This is a genomic window from Vibrio sp. 16 (genome assembly GCF_963681195.1).
GTDB classification, from domain to species: Bacteria; Pseudomonadota; Gammaproteobacteria; order Enterobacterales; family Vibrionaceae; genus Vibrio; species Vibrio sinaloensis_D.
On the sequence record NZ_OY808998.1, the window covers coordinates 685,921 to 706,001 of the forward strand.

17 protein-coding genes and 1 pseudogene are annotated in these 20,081 nt (G+C 45.6%); 1 reads left to right on the forward strand and 17 read right to left on the reverse strand.

Going from position 1 to position 20,081, the window contains the following annotated elements:
* Positions 1–356: 356 nt before the first annotated feature.
* From U9J37_RS17425 to ectA, 4 genes are all read right to left on the reverse strand, one after another.
* Positions 357–1,781: an aspartate kinase gene (locus tag U9J37_RS17425; RefSeq protein WP_005469195.1), complete on the reverse strand. Its 1,425-nt coding sequence runs from the start codon at positions 1,779–1,781 to the stop codon at positions 357–359.
* Between the two features lie 71 nt (positions 1,782–1,852).
* The gene (locus U9J37_RS17430; protein WP_005469282.1) at positions 1,853–2,239 is read right to left on the reverse strand and encodes an ectoine synthase; all 387 of its coding nucleotides are present in this window, start codon (positions 2,237–2,239) and stop codon (positions 1,853–1,855) included.
* A gap of 14 nt (positions 2,240–2,253) precedes the next feature.
* Entirely contained in the window at positions 2,254–3,522 is a 1,269-nt protein-coding gene (gene ectB, locus U9J37_RS17435; RefSeq protein WP_005469014.1) for a diaminobutyrate--2-oxoglutarate transaminase, read from the reverse strand.
* Positions 3,523–3,537: 15 nt separating this feature from the next.
* On the reverse strand, positions 3,538–4,101 hold the full coding sequence (gene ectA / locus U9J37_RS17440; protein ID WP_005469244.1) for a diaminobutyrate acetyltransferase: 564 nt from the start codon (positions 4,099–4,101) through the stop codon (positions 3,538–3,540).
* Between the two features lie 602 nt (positions 4,102–4,703).
* Between ectA and U9J37_RS17445 the strand changes: the two genes are divergently transcribed.
* Positions 4,704–6,374 carry an amidohydrolase gene (locus tag U9J37_RS17445; protein ID WP_005469221.1) on the forward strand — a complete coding sequence of 557 codons (1,671 nt, stop codon included), beginning with the start codon at positions 4,704–4,706 and terminating at the stop codon, positions 6,372–6,374.
* A 66-nt stretch (positions 6,375–6,440) separates the two neighbouring features.
* Here U9J37_RS17445 and U9J37_RS17450 read toward each other — a convergent pair whose 3' ends face one another.
* From U9J37_RS17450 to U9J37_RS17510, 13 genes and pseudogenes are all read right to left on the reverse strand, one after another.
* Positions 6,441–7,340 carry an alpha/beta hydrolase gene (locus U9J37_RS17450; protein ID WP_005469135.1) on the reverse strand — a complete coding sequence of 300 codons (900 nt, stop codon included), beginning with the start codon at positions 7,338–7,340 and terminating at the stop codon, positions 6,441–6,443.
* On the reverse strand, positions 7,340–9,259 hold the full coding sequence (locus U9J37_RS17455; protein ID WP_005469219.1) for a TonB-dependent receptor domain-containing protein: 1,920 nt from the start codon (positions 9,257–9,259) through the stop codon (positions 7,340–7,342). Before U9J37_RS17455 ends, U9J37_RS17450 begins: the two co-directional genes overlap by 1 nt.
* Before the next feature lie 140 nt (positions 9,260–9,399).
* Complete coding sequence (locus U9J37_RS17460) at positions 9,400–10,338, reverse strand: LysR family transcriptional regulator (RefSeq protein ID WP_043886397.1); 939 nt, start codon at positions 10,336–10,338, stop codon at positions 9,400–9,402.
* Between the two features lie 369 nt (positions 10,339–10,707).
* Positions 10,708–10,968: a hypothetical protein gene (locus U9J37_RS17465; RefSeq protein WP_052297947.1), complete on the reverse strand. Its 261-nt coding sequence runs from the start codon at positions 10,966–10,968 to the stop codon at positions 10,708–10,710.
* Positions 10,969–10,980: 12 nt separating this feature from the next.
* Positions 10,981–11,046, reverse strand: a pseudogene (locus tag U9J37_RS17470) (hypothetical protein); the annotation flags it as partial.
* Between the two features lie 389 nt (positions 11,047–11,435).
* A complete protein-coding gene (locus U9J37_RS17475) occupies positions 11,436–12,227 on the reverse strand; it encodes an ETEC_3214 domain-containing protein (protein ID WP_005469312.1) in 792 nt (263 codons plus the stop codon).
* Positions 12,228–12,229: 2 nt separating this feature from the next.
* Positions 12,230–12,400, reverse strand: a complete 171-nt coding sequence (locus tag U9J37_RS17480; RefSeq protein ID WP_005469203.1) for a hypothetical protein — start codon at positions 12,398–12,400, stop codon at positions 12,230–12,232.
* A 57-nt stretch (positions 12,401–12,457) separates the two neighbouring features.
* Positions 12,458–13,924 carry a transglycosylase SLT domain-containing protein gene (locus U9J37_RS17485; RefSeq protein ID WP_043886398.1) on the reverse strand — a complete coding sequence of 489 codons (1,467 nt, stop codon included), beginning with the start codon at positions 13,922–13,924 and terminating at the stop codon, positions 12,458–12,460.
* Positions 13,925–14,000: 76 nt separating this feature from the next.
* Positions 14,001–14,615, reverse strand: coding sequence for an LPP20 family lipoprotein (locus U9J37_RS17490; RefSeq protein ID WP_005469081.1), 615 nt, complete (start codon positions 14,613–14,615; stop codon positions 14,001–14,003).
* 19 nt (positions 14,616–14,634) lie between these two features.
* A complete protein-coding gene (locus tag U9J37_RS17495) occupies positions 14,635–15,618 on the reverse strand; it encodes a hypothetical protein (RefSeq protein ID WP_005469094.1) in 984 nt (327 codons plus the stop codon).
* 46 nt (positions 15,619–15,664) lie between these two features.
* Positions 15,665–16,648, reverse strand: a complete 984-nt coding sequence (locus U9J37_RS17500) for an LPP20 family lipoprotein (protein WP_005469056.1) — start codon at positions 16,646–16,648, stop codon at positions 15,665–15,667.
* A gap of 654 nt (positions 16,649–17,302) precedes the next feature.
* A complete protein-coding gene (locus U9J37_RS17505; protein WP_005469072.1) occupies positions 17,303–18,646 on the reverse strand; it encodes a TldD/PmbA family protein in 1,344 nt (447 codons plus the stop codon).
* The gene (locus U9J37_RS17510) at positions 18,646–20,031 is read right to left on the reverse strand and encodes a TldD/PmbA family protein (RefSeq protein WP_005469104.1); all 1,386 of its coding nucleotides are present in this window, start codon (positions 20,029–20,031) and stop codon (positions 18,646–18,648) included. Before U9J37_RS17510 ends, U9J37_RS17505 begins: the two co-directional genes overlap by 1 nt.
* Positions 20,032–20,081 lie beyond the last annotated feature (50 nt).

A 20,081-nucleotide genomic window follows, 5' to 3' on the forward strand; every position in this document is an offset into this window, starting at 1 on the left:
ATTTATGGGGTAACCCCATGAGCAAGCGAATTTAAATAACTCACTTACCATGATCTAAATCAGACCTACAATTATTACTCTCATCGAAATAAAGTCTTTATATTCAATGATTAGAAGAAACAAGGCTAAGATTCGTTAAATCGACTTGGGCTAGAAAGGTTATCGGAAATAGGCAAAAAGTGCCGCTTAACAGACTTTAGTGAACTCAGCAGTTTAGGAAGCGGTTGAAATGGTACCACCCGCAATTTGAGGCGCGACGCATTGATGTGAATAGATTGGAATAAGCCCCTCTGCCGCGTTAATAGAAGCAGAGGGGCTATCTGTTTAATCTAGACTCAGTCATTTTGGAGTATTTGCTAGGCAACCTTAGTGGCGCTCGCTGGCTTGCTATCAAAAAATACACCGTGCAAGGCACAAATTGAGGATTGGTACTGGTTGTCATCAACAACAAACTGGACATTGACATTGCGCATTGATGAATGAACCGCGATCGGAGTAATGTCCCTGTCCATCAAAGCCAGTACGCCTTTTGCCAGAGCTTCATTCGTATCAAACTGCGAACCAATCGCAGAGATCAAGGCAACCATTCGACCTTTGATGTTGGCCTGTGGGAATCGCTTCTCCGTCTTGTAGAGCACTTTATTTAACGCATCGGTACTGCCCGTTAAGTAGTAAGTCATGGAGTTGGCATTCATCTCCTTTCCGACTAACCGAACGCGAGTATCTGTGATGATTTCCATCAAGTCATAGCTGACATTGTCCACACACCCGACCATCGCTTGGTCAAACAAATGCAGCGCGAATACTTTCTCTTTCCCCGCAATGATCTCCACTTTATCCATCGTTGGACGAAACTCCCCCGAGATCAGGGTGCCAGGATGAAGAGGTTCGAACGTGTTTTTGATTTGTAACTCAATGCCGCTCTCTCTCAGACCCGCTGCTGCGTTCGGATGAATGGCTTCCATACCAAGGTTGGCAAGTTGATCGGCAACGTCGTAGTTTGTTTCTCCCAGAGGAAGCACTTTCTCAGACCCAACCACACGAGGATCCGCCGAACTGAGGTGGTACTCTTTGTGAATTATGGCTAAGTCGGCACACGTTAGCGACGCAATTCGGCTAAACGTCATTTCACTGTAGCCACGGTCATAGGTCGACATCAGCCCTTCTTTGCATGACGCGTATCCGGTCACGATCGGCAGTTCTTTGGTTGTGTCGATATCAGCAAAAGCTTTGAGAATGCATTCGTCCAAACTCGCTGGCACTTGCGTATCCCAACCGGATAAGTCGACAAATCGCGCATTGTAGCCCATGTTTTTCAGCTTTAGCGCTGTGTTGTAGGCACTGTGCGCTTCACCAATGGAAGAGAGAAATTCTCGAACCTGAGGAAGATAGTGACGAAGTGAAAACTGCCCATACTGGCAGGTCTCTAATATATTCGAAATACACACTTTCGCTTCTGAAATCCGAGAGCGAATAAACTTATCCGCTCGCATGCGGTTCATTGGATCCGCAAAAATATTCTCGTTGGCGAGTAACATTCGCTGCTCAACGTAATCTAGTGCCTGTTGCCAGCTGTCATCTCGCTTGGCAACCAATTGATAGACGCCGGGTTTACTGGTTTTTTTGCATTCGAGTAAGGCATCAGTCATACCTGCGTAAGCCGATACGACAAACACTCGGTTGTACATTTCCTCTTCGCTATCTTTGATTAAAATATTATCTAGAACAGCATCGAATGCGGTCATGGAAGTACCGCCGATTTTCTCTACGGTATAAATCATGTTAAAGCCTTTTGTTTGGTTTTGAATTGTGTAGGTGGCTAGACGAACTCGCCTAGCCAGAGATCGTTTGTCTAGTCGATAAGTGGGTACACACCATTTTCATCGTGCGTCTCTTTACCGGTGATTGGCGGGTTAAACACACATGCCATCACCATCTCTTTACCTTCATAGGCGCGAAGATAGTGCTCATCATGCTTATCTAAAATATAGAGCGTTCCCGGTTTGATCGGATAAGTCTTACCACCCACCACTTCAATTTCGCCCTCACCACTCATGCAGTAAACAGACTCCAAATGATTTTGATAGTGAATGTGTGTCTCGGTGTTTTCAAAAATGGTGGTGATATGAAATGAAAAGCCCATGTTGTCATCTTTCAACAACATGCGAACGCTCTCCCACGTTTCGGACGCAACTCTGCGCTCACTGTCTCGACATTCATCTAATGTACGTACAATCATCTTGCTTCCCCTAGTTACGACGCTTTTTTAAATTGTTGTTCAACGACAGATTCAACCGCGTTTTTAAAGATATCTAGACCTTGTTGCAGCTCAGACTCTGTGATGGTTAGCGGCGCAAAGAACTTCACCACTTCATCGTTGGGGCCCGCAGTTTCAATAACTAAGCCGTTATCAAAACAGTTCTTGACGATGTCGCTAGCCAACTCACCACTGCGACATTCAATCCCCATCATCATCCCGCGGCCTTTGCGAGTGACGAACATCTCTGGGTAACGGAGCAACGTAGACTCAATCACCTCCGAAACCAGCAGTGAACAATTCGAAATATGCTCCTCGAACGGAGCGCTGTCGGCCCAATACGCCTCAATCGCCTTGGTCGCCGTGACAAACGCATGGTTGTTGCCTCGGAAGGTGCCGTTGTGTTCTCCGGGATTCCAAATATCTAGCTCAGGTTTCATCAGAACAAGCGCCATTGGCGATCCATAACCGCCAATGGATTTCGATAGGGTCACCATATCCGGTTTGATGCCTGAAGATTCAAAACTAAAGAAGGTGCCAGTGCGCCCGCAACCTGCTTGAATATCATCCACAATCAGTAAAATATCGTGCTTCGAACAGAGGTTGCTCAGTCTCTTTAACCAATCCTCAGAGGCGACATTCAAGCCACCTTCACCTTGCACCGTTTCAACCAGTACGGCAGCAGGTTTGTCGATCCCCGCAGAATTGTCATTCAACATGGTTTCAAATAATTTCAGCCCATCAATGTCGGCATAACCCTCAAACGGAATGCGCGTTACATCATTTAAACTTGTTCCTGCGCCTTGGCGATGGTGCTGGTTTCCTGTTGCGGCAAGGGCTCCCGCGGTACACCCGTGAAAACCGTTAGTAAACGCAACGATAGAACTGCGACCTTTGGCTTTTCTCGCCAGTTTGAGCGCGGCTTCTACCGCATTGGTTCCGGTAGGGCCTGTAAACTGGACTTTATAGTTCAGACCTCGTGGCTGAAATACATGCTTGTACAGCGCTTTCAAGAAGTCCGCTTTCGCAGCAGAATGCATGTCTAACCCGTGCGTAATACCATCAGACTCAATGTAGTTGAGCAACGTTTGTTTAAAAATCGGGTTGTTATGGCCGTAGTTAAGAGACCCAGCACCAGCAAGAAAGTCCAGGTACTTTTCACCTGATTCCGTCTCTAGCCAGCACCCTTTTGCTTTAGTGAATACGACTGGGAAGCTGTTGCAGTAAGAACGTACTTGTGATTCTTGTTTGTCAAAAATATCCATGATTAGACCGTTTATCTATCCTGTGGTTTGAGTGGGTTTTAGCGGGATACGATACAAATACTCCGTATCGTGCTTCCCTTTGAAGTGTGTTGTTTGGTCGAGAAATGTTGAAACACTGCCTTGCTGACCATTTTCTTTATCGATCTTTTTAAACAGCGCCCAAGAGGCACCATTTTCTTGCGTAATCGTGGTTTCAATGGCCGCTATATTTCGTAAAGCCTTTCTCGCGAACAGCGACTTAAGCATCTGATAAGCCAATCCTTTCCCGCGGTGATTGGGAGAAACCGCCACCTGCCAAATAAATAGCGTCGTGGGATCGTCAGGCTTGAGGTATCCAGAAACAAAACCTGACACCTCACCATCACAACGGGCAAGCAAACAAGTTTGGCTAAAGTGCGTTGATTGCAAAAAATTGCAGTAGGAAGAATTGGTGTCGAGTGGTGGACACTGGGCGATTAAGTTAAAAATCTCGTCGCCATCCTCTGCAGTTGGCTCTTCAAATGAACCATGAGAATGGGCTTGCTCATCAATTTCAGGGTAAGCAACCCAAGGTGCTGATACGATCATAGGAATGTGCATTTACTTCGAACTCTAAATAAACTTGCTATTTATTATCACGCAGAAAATGCCCCAAAAGGCAAATTTGACCTCAAAAAAGCCCAGTTTATGTGATGTAAATCACACAAAAGACCAGATTAACCAAACTGTCACTAATTCGACATCTAATATTTTGAGCAATAACCTTTAAAATCCAACCAAGTTAAACAGAACTAGAAATACGAACACTCGAATAAAATCTTATCTCTTACCAACAACCAAGAGATACTTAGAAAAACCCAAGTTAAATCATTAAAAATAAACAATTTAAATAAAGCCAGAATCACAAGGTAGAGGTTTAATTGTGTACAAACCTTACTATTCTTCGATCAAAAACCTCTCCAATTCATTTGAAATAGATTTCTTTTTTATTTAGAGTACAAAGCAAAAATTAGGGTGAGTATCAGAAAAAGGACAATGACATGGCTCCCATACCGGACGATAAAGGGCTCTCTGGGAAGTTTGGAGAAGGGACCTAACGCGCAGGTTCTGTACTAGCCATTTTCGATAAGCGACCCTTTGTAGTTTGCCCCAAACATACATAGACTTAAGCTACTCTACCTCCACGTTGTATTGACAAGCCAATGACCCGACTCTCTAACACCGCTCTCGCACTAAGCCTGATTTTGTCTAGCTGTGCCGCCTTTGCCCAAACCACTGATATGCTGATCTCAAATGCAAAGATCTATCAGCATCCGGATGCCGACACCCTTGTGATTGCGCAAGGGAACATTGTTCATATTGGTACCAAACACTCAGCTGCTGTCTATAAAACGTCGACCACTCACATGATTGATGCTGAGCAAGCGTTTTTGATGCCAGGGTTTATCGACAATCACAATCATGTATTTGAAGCCGCCTCTGAAGCTGGCGGACAATGCGAGTTGAGCATGAGTGCCTCTCTGCAAGAGCAACGCCCTTATCTCGAAGCATGTAAAGCTCAGCACACTGGAGAGGGTTGGTTGATGGGCTATGGATTCTCATTAGAGGCGATTCTAGGTGAGCACAACCACGATACCCCACTCGACGTGATTGATTCTGTCTTCCCAAATCAACCTGTCATCCTGATGGAGCAAACCTCGCACTCTATGTGGGTTAATTCTGCGGCGCTTGCCGAAGCGGGTATCACGTCGTCAACGCCAGATCCTCAAGGCGGAAGAATACTCAAAGATGAGTACAGCCAAAAACCAAACGGCATCTTATTAGATAACGCAGGCGATCAAGTGATGGAGATAGCGTGGAATGCGTTGGAAAATCAGTTTGAGCAAAGCTATCAGGGATTAATGAATGGTCTGGAAGAAGCGGCGTCTCACGGCATTACCACCATAGGGGACGGGCGCCTATATTGGAAACGAAGCTGGTTTGATGTCTGGAAACAAGCAGAAAAAGAACAAGATCTAACCGCCAGAGTCTCATTACGTCCATGGATATATCCGGCAGATCCTGTGAAACCGCAACTTGATTTCCTTAAACGAGTCCACTCTAACGATACCTCGCGTCGACTGCTGGTCAATCAGGTAAAAATGTACAGCGATGGCATCTTCATTAATGGCACCGCCAAGACTCTCGCGCCCTATTTAGACACTTACTTACCCAATGATCCGTACGGTATTAATTACATTCCACCAAAACAGATGAAAACGTGGCTCAATGAGCTAGATCGAATCGGATATGGCGCTCACATTCATGCCATTGGCGATGGGGCGATCCGCGAATCATTGGACGCCATCGCCAGCGTTCGTCGCCAATCCCCTCATCGCCCTTACACACTGACTCATGTAGAACTGGTCAACGTAAAAGACAGCTCCCGCTTTAAGACACTTGATGTAACCGCGGATTTTCAGGTGGGATCGGATTACGTCGCCTACCACGATCACCAATGGGCGCAGGCGTTTTTGGGGGCGACACGGGCACGAGCGCTAATGAACCTAAGAGCCCTATTTAACGCAGGTGCTAACGTGACATTAAGCAGCGATTGGAACGTGCACGATATCAACCCTCTCGTTGGTATCGCCAATAGCGTAAAAATGGGAGAGACCGGGCTGCCATCCGTAGATGCGGCGATAAAGGCTTACACCATAAACGCAGCGAAAAGCTTGGGAATCAGTGATATCACTGGCTCCATCGCAATCGGCAAATCCGCCGACTTGGTCCTAATCGATGATGACATCACACAATTAATGCCCAATGACATCGCGAAAGCCACCGTGTTAATGACCATGCTGCAAGGTGAGATTGTCTATGAGGCTCAGTAAACACTCGACTCTATGCCGCAATCTGAGCGAGTTGACTTTCAGATGGTGGACATAGAGTCATTATGATTAATGAAGAGTTGGTAAGTATCGCTGTACAAATGTCACGACATGGGGCACATACTTTTCGGTATCGAAAACTGGCGCACTATGGCCAACCCCCTCTTCAATCCACAGCTGATTCTCGACGCCAAATGCGTCCAACTTAGCTTTTAGCTGCTCACTCTGTGCTAGAGGCACGCGCTTATCTAGTGTGCCGTGAAGCTGAATGAATGGTGGCGTTTTTTCATTAACGTACGTCGTCGTCGATGCCTGTTTCGCAATTTCTGGGATCACGCTAGGCGTATTGCCCAGGAAACGAGATACCGAGGATTTGTCACTAACCGCTTTCCCTCCTTTGTAACCCAACGCCAGTAAATCCGTTGGTCCAAAGAAACTCACGACTGCGCTAACCTGATATCTCGGTTGGTGATAAAGCGAGAGGTTGTCTTGTGAGTTTGTCACACCAATCAAGCCCGCCAAATGCCCACCAGCCGAGCGACCCATCATCACCACATTATCTGCAGCCACATTAAACAGCTCGGCGTGATCATGAAGGTAGTTTAGGGCATCGTTGATATCCACAATGGCAGCCGGAAAGGTCGCTTCTCCACTTAACCGGTAGTCGATAGACGCCAACGCATAACCTTTTTGCATCATAGAGCGTAAAAGTAATGGATTCTTTGTCGGAATCGCGTCTTTACTGCCTCGTTTCCAAGCTCCACCGTGAACCCAAACTAGCAGTGGATAGGGTTGCTCTGCCATTTGCTTCGGTTTGTACAGGTCGAGCATAAGCGTACGACCATCAAGAGTCTTATAGACAATGTCTTTGGTGACTTCGAACTCATCACTTGCATGGGTGCTACTCATACCCAGCAATGATATGGCGAAGAGCGCGACTGCTCGATTCCAGCGTTTTAACTTCGACATTAGAATGACGCCTCTGCTGCAATCCAGTAACGACGACCATCCTCAACATAGCCGTATTCATCGTAGCTTGTTTCTACATCAAAGACGTTATAGACGCCTGCCATTAGCTTAAGTTGTTGATGGACCTGCCAGTTTCCGCCGAAGTCGACATAGGTGATCGAAGGTGCAGAAACATTGCGCGAATCAACAGTAACAGGCTCCGACTCTTCACTGCGATAGGATGCACGTAACCAAGCGTTGATGCCTTCGCGAATTACCCAATCTGAATTAATCGCTACAAGGTGCTTTGGCGCTTGCGTTAAAGGTTGCCCTTTGTCATCACCAGACAGCTTTTCACTGTAGGTATAGGTGTAAGTTGCTCCTAGACTAACCGTCTCTGTAATGGCTTTTTGAATCGAGCTTTCCGCACCATAGGTTTTCGCGTCTTCAATGTTTACATACGTTGAGTCACATGCGCGTCCAGAGCAGTTTGGATCCAGCTTCACCTTGTCAATTTTGTCTTTAAACTCATTGTAAAACACCGTCAAACTAGAGTTGAGCTCATTGATACCCGTGTAGTAGAGGCCCAACTCGGTGTTCACCGAAGACTCTGGTTTAAGGTCTGCGTTGCCGTAGATCTCGCATCGCCCATTGCAACTCTCTTGCACCCACTCCTCTTCCATTTCCGTGAGACTCGGTGAGCGGTAGCCCGTTGACACTCCACCTTTCATTGTCCAGTCTGAACTCAAGCTCCAAACACCGTAAATACGTGGGCTCAAGTGAGAGTTGAATTGCTCATTGTCGTCATATCGTAAGCCGAGTGTCAGAGCAAAATCGTCGGCCAGATACCACTCATCTTCCGCAAAAAGAGACCACTGAGTATTATTGAAAACGAAATCGCCATTATCGAGCTCTTCACTCTGATACGCTGCGCCAAACGATACGTAATGCATGCCTAACGCTTTCGACCATTGTGTATTTGCGTTGATATTGTGTACGGCTAAATCGCGCCCAACATTCTCCACCTTCTCGCTACTCACGTAAGACGAACCCGTGATGGATTCATAATTTGCGTCATGGGATAAGCCCAAAGATCGGCGGTTATTGGTCGTCTCGGAGCTCTTGGTGCGTGTTTTGCCTTCGGTATTAACGCGCTCTTGATCGTGATATGTGTAATCGAGGGTAAAAGTATCAGTATCTGTCGGCGTTAGATAAACAGACGCACGATAGTTTTCTAGCGTTTTTCCGCCATTAGCATAAAGAATCTCATCTTCAATTCGCTCTTGGTACATACCTGAGATGGCCGTGCTGAGCAAACCATCGATCAGAGGCCCAGCCAAATAGACTTCACCTTGATAGAAATGACCAGACTCGTCATTTTCTTGTAACGTGGCTTCCGCACGAACACTGCCTGTCCAACTTGGGAAATCCTTGCGCGTAATGATATTTATGACGCCGCCTATCGCATCAGAGCCGTACAATGTCGACATTGGTCCGCGTACCACTTCTATCCGCTCAATCGCATTTAATGGTGGCAGCCAATCTTGCTCAAAGCCACCACCACTGCTCACTTGTGTCTCTCGGCCAGATTGCTTGCGACCATCCACCAAAATAACTGTGTATTCAGACGGCATACCACGCAATGAAATCTCTTGACGCGATCCTCCTCCCGTAACAACAACACCTGGAATGTCCTTCATAGCATCGGTGAGATCTTTATATGAACGTGTTTCAAGTTGCGCTCGGTCAATGACACTGATCGATGCGGGAGCTTCGAGCGTCGACTGTTCATAGCCAGAGGCGGTAACCACAACGGTTTCCATAGTGGTTGTATCGTTATCTGATGGAGATTGTGCAGAAGAAGCAAAAGGGGTCACAGCCGTGAAACTCAGCGCAGCATAGACGACTGAATTCACGTTTAAAGGAGGATTCTTGAGCATGGTGATAGTTAACTTACTTGCAATTGATAATTGTTATCAATTAGATGTTAATTACCCCACAGTTTCAATCAATAACGTATTCACAATGTAAAATCTCGCTATGCAGGATCTGAAACGTTGTCAGGATATCTTGTATCCAGTTAGGCAGACAACGCTTCTTCGTCAAACAATTCATTGATCAATTCACGCACCCAGACACACATAGGATCATCATGAAAACGCTTGTGCCAGTATAGATAAACCTGTGAAAAATCCAGACGCAATGGCTCTGGCACCTCTCGCGTAATCAAACGTTCATCTTGGCATGCAGCTTCTGCGAACGGAGTGGGTAAATGGAAGATAATGTCTGTTTCCGCAGCAATGCTTGGCGCCGAAGTAAAGTTGGTAAGCTGCACTGGTGCCGACAAACGCTGCTTTTTGTTGGCAAGCCCAAGCTCAATGAACTTATGTTCGAAAGAGAGGGTTTTCTCTCCCTGTAATGAGATCTGCCCAAAATGGCAATTGCACAGTTTTTCCGCTGTCAGCTCTTGCTCAGCCAAAGGGTGATTACGGCTCATCAATAGGCGAAAGTCTCTCTTAGCTATCGCCTTTCGATAAATCGTATTTTCCGACGTAGGTGGCTGATGAGAAGAAAGTGAAAAATGAACATCACCCGATACAAGATCCTCAAAATGACGCTTTGGTGTGGTATCAATACTGACGACAAGATTCGGCGCCCGTTCACGTATGGCCGCCACAAGCCTAGGCATAATCGTATTGATTTGTGGTTGAAGGCCGTAAAAACGAAGGGTTCCTTCCACTTTACTCGGCTCGAAAGAGTTAGTGTTAGAAAGTTTTTCTAAGCTAATGATTAAAGAAGAAATATCCTTTTTGATGACTTCCGCTTTGGAAGTCAACTCATAGCCAAAACTGCTCCTAACCAAGAGCTCATCATCGAAAAAGACCCGCATTTTTTGCAATGCTCGACTGACTGAAGATTGACTGGTATTCAATAACAACGCCGTGTTAGACACATGTTTTTCTTCGAGTAAGTATTTCAAAATATAGAGGGATGTAACATCGACTTGAGGGATTTGCATACGCTGCTCTTGCTTCCAAAATGGGGTCACTGCTTAGCCAAACACTCGGCTCACTATTCACTTTATCAATAAATAGTTTGCAGAGATAGCGCTGCTAATTCCGTCCATTTTGCAATCACTCGCTTACCACATATGTAAAGTCCCACTTGTGGTACGCAACAAAAAAGCCAGCATGACAGACATACTGGCTTTTTGGACTGCTTAAACATACGTTAAGCTGGCTTGTGATTATATTGAGCCTTACTTACCACCAATGCTCAAACGAGCAAAGCGAACGTCTGGCGAGAAGAAAGTGCGGCTATCGTTAATCTGCTGAGTATCACCCACAGCCACAACGTACCCCACAGCCTCCAATCAGGTGCGCCTCAATCACCAAACTAGATTCAGGACTAGCCACCGCCAGTTTGAAGGCGTATCGGGTGCGATCCCATTCGCTGGGTTATTCACAATGTCCGGCCATTGGCTTGCATACATACCCAATGCGTTTTGAGAAAAACTCTCACCGAATGGAGTAGCAAGGTAGTTGAGCGTGTTAGAGGTCAGCGCGTCTTTCGCTTCTGGGACTAAATCCATTAAGTTCAAGCAATGCCCTGTCGCCCAGCGAAGCTTACTGGTAAAAACTGCCGCCACCGTACTGATATCTGAAAAGCCTAAAATCCATTTTGGCCTTGTATGCTCTAGTTTGGCAAAATCAATGAGGGGTAACAGCTACATCTCCAACTCCCCCCCCAAGGTGGATAGATAGCATCAATGTTGTCATCGAAAAGAAACGTCATCAGCTCTTCTAAACGCTGCTCAATGGGCGCACTCACATGCTTAAGTTCGCCATATTAACACTTGCCTACAACAACAGTGAAACCACAGGATTCAAGGTGCTGCTTAATGATGTCAAACCTAGGCTGGTGGGCTTTGGCTATCCCACACGAGAATGCCGTAATTGCAATCGTGCTTCCTTGACGTAACGGATTAGGGTACTTCATTGTTTTTTCTCAGTAATTTAAGCCTGATATCAACGTACCTATTTCCAACCGCGATTTCAACGTTGCTTATTTAACCGACAAATCACATCCACTTTCGGAAGCCAACTTTGGAAAGCGTTACATTTTGTTTATCAAACGGTACTCGGAGTTGGAGAGAATCGCATCCTCCAACACACCAATTCCTAGTGTGCTGTAACCAAAGAAGTTCGGCTTAACTGTGGAACGAAATGACTGGACAGCCTGGGCTAGATTATCATCCAGCATGAGCGCATCTGCCACAGCAGACAACCGTGTTTGATTCGCAGGAGCTATGGGCGAAAGAAACTCACTGACACCACTAATCGAAGAGTATAAGAAGGCAAATTCCCCGCCGTTATTCTCCTCAATATAGTAACTACCCGTGCGAGCATAAGCAGCGCGAACTTCATTGACACTCTCAATTGCGTTGATGTTGCGATCAAAAAACTGCGCTCCACCAGCATGTTCGATCGTTTCTGGTTTGAATCCATCGTTCGGGAAGACCAAATAAGCAACAATCGCATTATCTCGAGCGATAGCAGATAAGACAAAGTTATCATCTTGGTAGTACTGAATTACATCACCTGTGGAAGAACGTTTAATATAGACTGGCGCCCCAAACGTTTGATCAAGCACTTGCGCCGAAGAACGAATGTAAATTTTATCGAGCTTATTGTGCGATGGAATATCCGTCATTTGAGACAGTCCGAAATTAACCATCTTGTTGATGGCATCAAAGCTGTCATTAAAACCTCCCAGTGCAATCGACACCACAGAGGCTAAGCCGATCGCGCGGGCCCATCCTCCAGATAAAGCGCTACTGTTCACTTCTTCTGACGTAGAGGCTCGTACAGCGTCTCCGCTCACTTGATTTGTGTGATCTGTTGCCATTGTTATCCTTTAAACTCATCGATCTTGTCTAGTAAGGCTTCTTTTCCTTCTTCAGCTTGCTCTTGAACCTGCTCAAATGCCTTGGTATCGGTAATTTGTTCTATCTCTTCTGAGTAATTGAAGCCGACATATATGCCAACAGCCACAAAGAAAACAGCAAAAATCTTAAACATGGTTTTTCTCAATTGTTTTGGTCACAGTACAAATACACCCACGAGGTGTCTGAGCAATCACTGATAAAGAGCGATGCGGCTCGTCACTTTTTTCAAATACCCTTTGGTCTCATCGTAGGGAAGCTCCTCCATCAACTGGTGATAGACTTGATCTGGGGACATAGCATTAATCACTGTCGCAGCTTTGTTGATGTTGGTCGAACGGTCTGCATTGAAGGCACGCGCAACATTTCCTGCCCCTGTGTTATAAGCAGCAATCATGCAATAAAGTCGACTCTCATCATTCTCTATTTTTCTCAGATAGCGCCGATTTAAAATATCTAAATACGCCACTCCCGTTTCAACGTTGATCGTTGGTTTATACAGTTCCGAGGGCGTCATAGGAGCGTCAATATTCCGAACTTGCTTATTGACGTCATGCCCTGCACTCGTCGGTACTACCTGCATCAAACCATAAGCTGGGATGTGGGATTTGGCGTCCGGGCGAAACGCCGACTCAGAGTGCATAATTGCCATAATCAGGGCAGCGTCAACTTGCCAGTTTTTACTCTCGTTTTGCGCTAGGGGCGCGTACTGACTGGCGCGTGTTTTGAGGCTATTTTCTGGGAGCGTCACCTTGTAGCTGACCACTTTTTGAGGGGCGGTCGGGGCACTTGCCACTCTTACATTTGGCGAAGTTGGGCGTTTTAACTCCTTTTCACTCGCCTCTGACTTTGAAGATGCTTTTTTAGGCTCTCCATGCACAACTTGATCACGAGCGACAAACTCAGGTTCAGACTCTGACAATTCTGGAGTTTCAGCATGTGCGACAACAATGCCATACTGAGCCCTCATCTTGGCGTAGAGTTCACTTTGCGCTTTTATGCGAGCTTGCGCTTGCTCTAAAAGCGCCATCTTTTTGGTATGCGCCCTCTGATAAATAAAAGCATCAGGGGCACCTGTCTTCGCGTTGATTAATCGCTCTGCTTGAACGTCCAACTCATTCATTTGACGTTGAGTTTGGGCAATGACAAACTGCTTCTCTGCTTGCTCTTTTTCCAGCGAATAGGTTATGGCGTGGTCTTGCCACTGCCCAGCGTCAATTTGTACTCCCTCACTAACAATGTCCTCAGGCAAAACACTGAGTAGTTCCTGCGACGTTTTGGCTGACGCATCCAGATCAACCAGAACAGAAACCGTCGCAACATTTGCTTCATAGTCGATACTCATTCTTGTCGAATCATTGTTGGAATAGCGCACATCTTTCGTTGCAGTCGAAACCGCCCCCTCACCCCACTTTGTAATCAAGTCAGCCCGTCGTTGATCAAGCGTTTTGGTATACTGATCTCGCCACGCTTCATACTCATCCAGATAGTGATTCACATAGGCATGAAACGCTTTTTTCTTGTCTTCTGGTGATTGATTCACCTTTGCTACCGCTTGGTTTAGTTGCGTTAACTGCTCATCGGAAATCGCCCATGCTGGTGTGCTAAACCAAGCTGATATGACAACGGCCAACACGCTTTTCGTTATATTTGAATACATATTTTTCCTTTAAGCCGATAAAAAAGACCGCCAGCATGGCGGCCTTTATGTCCCCTAACATTTCATCAATGCTCGATTATTTCTTCAAAGCTTCAAATGCTTCCGCCAAATCGGCGGCAGCTTGTTCATTGTTAAACTGATCCCAAAGCGCCGAGTCTTTGCCACTCACTTGATCAATTACGGTATTCATATTGGCATCAAAGGTCGCTTGATCCATTCCAACAAGGACATAAACACCACCAGTGGGGCTCGCTTGGCTAACGATCACGCGACTGTTGGTCAAACTTCGAGTCACCACACTTTTGGTGATGTTCTCAAATGTCTCTTGAACGTCTTCGGTGATCTCTGTTCCAGCCAGTGTTTCAGATGTAGTTACCGAGCTTTCAATCGCTTGCTGAAAAAGATTGTTAACGTCAGTCTGGAATTGGCTAGCCAAGTTGACTCGCGCATCATTCACGGCAACCTTACGCATCACATTCAGTCCTGCAGGACTTTTTTTCGAATAGCCTGTTGCTCCAGCCGCAAGGCCAGTTGGCAGTACGTCGCATATCCACCCAGGCGCGGCGACAGTAGGCGCATCTGGAAATGTACACGGAGCAAAGTTCTGTGCCTGTTCTACGCTAATGGTATTCGTACTTTGGCATCCGGCAAGCAACGTAACCAAAGAGACAGAAATCAGTGTTTTTTTCATGATAGGCCCCTTGCTATGGCTACTTCATCCAACATTCAATATCGCCTAGGCGGCATTTCTCTGGGACCACTTTGCCCAATGACCCTTTTTGCACTTTCAGTGCTGTTTCTTCATCGATAGAAACCCAAGAGTATTTAGGAGTCACTGCATTGTGTTCATTTTTAACCACATAGCCTGTACCTATAGGGAACACTTCAAGCTCACCATCCATCGACTTCATACCTTTCGTAAAGAGTACTTCCGCACCAGGCTCGATACGCTTGTTCTTACCCATGTTCAGACGAACCATACTGCCATGCTCACATTGGCGCAGCTCTAACACTGGAGCACTCGCAGCCAACATTTTTTTTAACTCGTAGGTATGTTCGACCGCTTCTGCGGCTGCTTTGCTTGCTAGGCTTTGGTACTGACCTACCGAAATAGGACAGTCAGAGCGACGCTCTTCTACTTCAATATCTTCATCACCTTCCATTTCGATACGTTTCAGTAGTTCCATACTTGGAATAGAGACCACTTTAGCGACCGCTTTCACTTTGACTTTGAAATCACACTCTGCAGGGTAACGTTTCACTTCGCCATCCGCTTTCTCACGGGTACGGGCTTCTTTGTGCTTATAGGTGAGGTTTGATGCGGTAATTTCAGTGATGATGGCGATATCCGCGATGGAAGCACCTTTGGTACTAACGCGCCCACTATGCTCTGCAAGAATCAGTTCATTTTTGAGTTTATTGGCTAACGACCGATCAACCAGTTCAGCCCCCGACTTCGCAATCTGAGCTTCTAATGAATTTCGCATAGAACTCATCAGTTTTGTCGCAGCTTGATCGTGAAAAGAGATGCTTGGTGGCAACACAATCACTTTAGTATCTTCCGTGGAAGGAATACTTATCTCCGTAGTATCAATCTCGACGCGTGTATCGGGAGTACAGACTTCATCTGCGATACGTGTACACCCCGACAAAGCGGTAATCAGCGCACTTGCCACCAACGTTTTTTTTAACATTCTTATCTCCGAATATTTTGTAGTCTATTGTTAAAGGAATACGGTGTTAATTATTTAAGCCCAACACATTCCATATTCCTTTTTCGTTAATTTGTTCATTTAGGTGCCTAGCAGCCCCTTCATCAGCATATTTATAGCTAAGAACCGAATTGCCGGTAGAAATAATCTCATTGCTTGAAATTGTTCTATTCTTAATATCTTTAACTTTTATCTTATAAACAATGGTTGAAATATAGTTACCAGATAATTCACTGCTACGTTTTTCCCCAGTTACTTTAATGACATGAGTTTGACCACGTCGACGTAACTGATCCGTCGCAATATTAAACTCTGAAAGTTGCTCACCGATAAAACGCAAAGCGAGTCTAGACTGAGAATCGCTCTGCAACCCAAAGTAAAAAGAACTGACCACTTGTTCATACAGGGCTACATAATCAGACAGTTGTGAAATATTAGGTTGGAAGCTGGGGTCAAGTGGCGCTAGCATAGAAATACGCACGAGCGCATCACGGTGCAACTGACGCGCATCACTATTTTCAAGCCACCAAAGCAACCTATCTTGACGGTCGAAACGAAGCAGTTGCATGGACGCTTTCTGGTTCATTTCGCGCAACTCACGTTTTAGCTGCTCAATTATCGAAGACTTTTTTATTCGAACTTCAACAAATGATCCTAACTCATTCTCTTCAATTTTAACAAATTCTATACCATTCAGAGTTAGTGACTCTGTTTGGGTATTAATTTTGTTATCTACCAAGTTATTAATAGAGGAATTATTACTCGACTCTTTAAATACTTCCCTGATATAAGTTGAAGAGTCAACTTGAGTCCACAAGCTTTCATTAATATTGCTTACTGCAATTTTTTTAGCATGAGGTAAATTTCTTGCCTGCGCGACTGAGTATAAATATTGATCACTACTTACCTTCGGATTTAGATACCAATCAGGTTTAGTTGTTTGACAGCCGGTTAAGAAAGAGGCAGAAGCAAGTTGAATTAGGACGAGAGTACGCCGCCTCATAAAAGACATTTTTTGAACCAAAATCAAATAAATACGCCGAGAATACTATATGCCGATTTTTATAAATTCAAGGCAATGAAAATGAGTCTGTATATATTTCCTACATATTCGTTTTTATATTTTACAATATCCTGACACAACTTCGATCAATAAATAGACAGGAGATTATAGCATTATCAATATAAGTCGTTGTTTTTAATGAAAACAAATCTATAAAACTCATTTAAAAATATTAATCAATAGTATTTTTTGTTTTTTTATTTCATTATCAAAAATGTGACAGCAAACGTATTCCTATATGATACGGTCTAATCTTTATCGTACACAAATTACTCTAAGCACAAACCGTCTCTCTATTTTTCCACACCTAATGTTGCGGGTTGACTATTATCCAAATGTTTCTTTTTCCAAATATACGTGGTTTGAAATTACCCTACGCAAGGGGCATGCTTCGTGTTGATGACACACTCTCATCCTCAGTCTACGGAACATCGACTATTAAACGCGTTTTTGATGCCAACTCTAAAGCAGAAAGGAAATACGGGATTGTGTTTGGACAAAGACAATTACTCTCAAACAATCCAAAAAAGCCAGCATGACAGACATACTGGCTTTTTGGGCTGTTTAAACATACGTTAAACTGGCTTGTGATTATTTTGAGCCTTACTTACCACCAATGCTCAAACGGGCAAAGCGAACGTCTGGCGAGAAGAAAGTGCGGCTATCGTTAATTAGCTGAGTATCACCCACTGCCTCAACTTCTTGCAGCATCTTGTAGAAGTTACCCGCAACCGTGATACCACGCACTGGTTGAATGCGCTCACCATCACGGCACAAGAAGCCACTCGCACCAAACGAGAAATCACCACTCACTGCATCCGCACCAGAATGGACACCTTGAAGTTCGACTAACTCTAGGTACTCACCCGCTTTTACTTCTGACGCACTGCTGTTACCTGTCGCAATCACTTTGTGATTCGCTGATACGTCTAGGCTCGATTTTGCACCGCGAGCGGCACTTGCTGTCGAGACTGCGCCCAAGTAACTTGCGGTCTGGCTGTTGTGTAGCAAGGTTTTCAAATCACCATTAGCAATCATCACATTGTCTTGAGTTGCAAAGCCTTCACTATCAAAACTCGCGATTGCCATACCATTTGGCATGTAAGCCGTATCAGTAAAGGTAATCAAATCACTCGCAACACGTTGACCAAGCTTGTCACCCAGTGGCGTAATGCCTTTCATCGCGCTTACGCCAGAGAAAGCACTGCCGAAAGCACCGAATAAACTTGCTAGCGCATTGATGTGGAAGATAGCAGGGTAGTTACCCGTCGCAACCGGAGCACCTTCCAGAAGATCGCGAGCAAGGTTGTAGCCACCCTCGATACAGTAAGTTGGATTCAACTCATCAAAACGGCGACCCAGTGACATTCTACCCGCCATCGACTGTTTACCGTCTTTTTCAAACAAGGTATACGCGTAACAAGTGAACGAGCGCTCGAAGTGTTGACACAATGTACCTTGAGTATTGGCAATGATCAGTTGTGTTTCGCCATCGCTGTAACCATTGTAAGGTGCGCTAGAAGCGTGAGGTAGCGCTACTACGCCTTGCTCAAGAGCGAGAGACAGTTCAATTTTTTCATCAACCGAAGTTGTGTCTTCTTGCGCAATCGCAGCTACGTCAGTCGTGATTTGGCTGTTCACGCAGCTAATGGTCTGATGTTCGTCTTGCTTGGAAAAGCGAGCGCTTTGTAGTGCGTTGGTCAGCATCAAATCTAAGCTTGGTTGCTCTAACGACTCAGAATAGCTTGTTGCAACACGCGCATCTTTCACAACACGAACACCCAGAACTTGGCTTGAGCTTACTTTGTACTCATCCAGCTTTCCTTGGTTCGCTTTCAAAGAAAAGCTACTGTTGCGGTTTACAATGACGTCCGCTTCTGCACCTTGGCGTTTTGCTTCTGATAGGACGTAATCAACCGCATTAAGAAGTTGTTGTTCTTGGCTCATTAGTTACCGCCTCCTACCAGAATGTTATCGACTTTCAGCGTTGGCTGACCGACTGTTGTTGGTACAGAACCACTTACTGAACCACACATGCCCGGCGCAAGCGCCATGTCTTTGCCGACCATGCTGATTTCTTTCAACACTTTTGGACCCGTGCTGATCAGCGTTGCAGTTTTCAGAGGTTTGGTGATTTTGCCATTTTCAATGAGGTAAGCTTCACGAACAGCAAAGTTAAACTCCCCCGTACCCGGTTGAACCGAGCCGCCGCCCATCTTCTTCGCATAGATACCGCGTTCGATGCCAGCCAGCATGTCATCGAGTGAATGCTCGCCTTCTTCGATAAAGGTGTTACGCATGCGTGAGGTTGGTGCGAATTTGTAGTTTTGACGACGACCAGAACCCGTAGGTTCGTAACCTGTCTTCATGCCACCCATTTTATCGACCATAAAGCTGGTTAGCTTACCGTCTTTGATCAATTGAGTGCGCTGAGTCTTCATACCTTCGTCATCAACGTGAATCGAGCCCCATTCGTTGGTCATGGTGCCATCATCGACAGCATTCACAGCGGTGTGAGCAATCATTTCGCCCATCTTGTCGTGGAATACGGACGCTTTCTTTGCAACCGAAGTGGTTTCTAGTAAGTGGCCACACGCTTCATGGAAGATTACGCCGCCAAAGCCGTTACCAATGACTACTGGCATTTCACCCGATGGGCACGCATCCGCGCCAAGTTTTACTAGCGCTTGCTGCGCGATAGTTTGACCTAGCTCTTTCGCATCAAGCTGTTCACTGAACTCCCAACCAGCAAGAGCGCCAGGACCTTCCATACCTGAAGACTGCTCACTACCTTTTTGCGCGACAGTATTACCCGCAACTCGGATGTAGTGACGAGTATCGTCAACGTGTAGACCTTCTGAGTTGAAGATAGAGACTTGCTGTTCGCGCTGAAGTACGCTGCCGATGAACTGGCTGATATGTTCACTCTCTGCACGTGCGGCTTTATCAACTTGTAATAAGAAAGCGATTTTAGAATCTAGATTGGCGTCTTTGCTAAGTGGCAGACGACAATCATGTTGAATTGGGTAGCGGTTCAGATTGAGAGAACCTGCTGACACGATTTGCTCACGCTTGTCTTTTGCTGCAAGCAGTGAGGTTACGCGTTTTAGTTCGGATTCATCGGTGCTGTTGGTGTAACCGTAAAGCACTTTATGACCGAAGAAGAGACGAATACCGATGCCAAAATCGATACCCGAGTTCACCTTGTCCACCTCGCCAGAGGCAATCTGGACAGTGTTGGTTTGATGGTGTTCAACGAATAGCTCAGCGAAATCAGCCCCTAAAAAGAGGGCATGATCGATCACCGCTTTCGCTGTTACAGAATTAAGCATGAAATCTCCTTGCTTGTTGAGCGTCCTAGCCACCGCTTTTTTAAACTATG